This is a genomic window from Nocardia sp. 852002-20019_SCH5090214, from assembly GCF_001665865.1.
In the GTDB taxonomy this organism is placed as follows: Bacteria; Actinomycetota; Actinomycetes; order Mycobacteriales; family Mycobacteriaceae; genus Nocardia; species Nocardia nova.
In genome coordinates this window covers 1-862 of the sequence record NZ_LZMK01000103.1, presented here as the reverse complement: position 1 = coordinate 862, position 862 = coordinate 1, and the positions used below count along the sequence as shown (strand labels likewise).

The window sequence follows — 862 nt, the reverse complement described above, 5'->3', positions numbered from 1 at the left end:
ATACCGGCGGCGTAGTCGGCCTGCGTCAACGGGATCCGTCGCTCGTTGAGATTGATCTGCACCATCGTGCGATCGATGCGCCGCTGCTTGATATCGATCTCGGTAGGCGCCTCGGTGATCCACACCGGCACCGGGGTGACACCGACGGCCTGGGCGATCAACACTCGCACCTGGCCATCGATCACATGCACCGACCCGTCGGGTTCGCGTTCGGCCAACACCGGTGCGGTGACGCCGAACTCGCGGATCGAGGCGGCCTGCTTGGGGTGCTGGTCGACGTCGAAGTCCTTGCGCACATTTTCCGCGATCACCAACTCCCGCGGATCCATATACGCCGCAGTCGCGTTCGGCGGAATTAGCGCCCGGTCGTCGGTGGCCTCGTCGCCGGTGTCGGTAGGCGCGGGCTGCGAGTCAGGGTGCTCGTCGGCAGCCTGATCGCCGGTCGCGGTGGACGTAGTGGAGTCGGCGTCGGGTTCGATGTCGGGGACGACGGTGAGGGCGGTCGAACTCAATGGGACCTCCTATGAGATGACGAACGGCGCGGCCCCATCGGTTGAATGACGGTGTGGCTGCGCCGGTCTGGACGGTGAACCGGAATGGGTGTGGTTCAGGCAGCTGCCTGGCTCGAGGTGCGGGTGACGTTGATCGGGTGCAGGCGCAGCACGCCGTGCTCGTCGTCGAGGTAGGCCCAGTGGCGGCCCCGCCACCCGGGGTGCTCGCCGCGCCAGCGGTCGGCGACGGCGGAATCCATCTCGGCGAGGGTGGCGGTCGCGCCGGCGGCGCCACGGTGTTCGAGTCGATCGAATTCCGCGCGGGACAGGGTCGGGACAGAGTTCGCGGACGGCATGAACGGTGACCTTTC

The 862-nt window shown here is 67.4% G+C and carries 2 protein-coding genes; both read right to left on the bottom strand.

Features of this window, described 5'->3' with window-relative positions:
* Positions 1 to 512, bottom strand: a 512-nt coding sequence (locus A5780_RS08675; protein WP_197521702.1) for a ParB/Srx family N-terminal domain-containing protein, incomplete at its 3' end; no start/stop codon positions are given.
* Positions 513 to 607: 95 nt separating this feature from the next.
* A partial coding sequence (locus A5780_RS08670; protein ID WP_231982895.1) for a hypothetical protein occupies positions 608 to 862 on the bottom strand: 255 nt, incomplete at its 5' end.